The 284-nt window shown below is 66.5% G+C and carries 1 protein-coding gene; it reads left to right on the top strand.

The window, feature by feature from the left end:
* Positions 1–284, top strand: a 284-nt coding sequence (locus EXE45_RS18790; RefSeq protein ID WP_137695191.1) for an ABC transporter permease subunit, incomplete at both ends; no start/stop codon positions are given.

Raw genomic sequence — 284 nt, 5'->3', positions numbered from 1 at the left:
ATGATCGAGGCCGCGCGGCTGGACGGCGCGTCCATCCGCCGGATCTACCGCCGCATCGTGCTCCCGCTCTCGGGACCGATGTTCGCGGTGGTCCTGATCTACCAGTTCACGCAGATCTGGAACGACCTCCTGTTCACCCTCGTGTTGGTCCAGACCGAATCCAGCGCGGCGGCGCCGATCGTGTTGATCCTCGCCGGGCTGGGCACGTCGCTCGAAGGACAAGACTTCGCGCTCCGCATGGCGGGCGCATTCATCGCCGCCCTCCCGACGCTCGCGGTCTACAT

Origin of the sequence: Halorubrum sp. SP9, assembly GCF_005435015.1 — an archaeon.
Taxonomy (GTDB): Archaea; Halobacteriota; Halobacteria; order Halobacteriales; family Haloferacaceae; genus Halorubrum; species Halorubrum sodomense.
The sequence above is the reverse complement of the archived record's forward strand: the minus strand, read 5'-3'. Positions and strand labels throughout refer to the sequence as shown.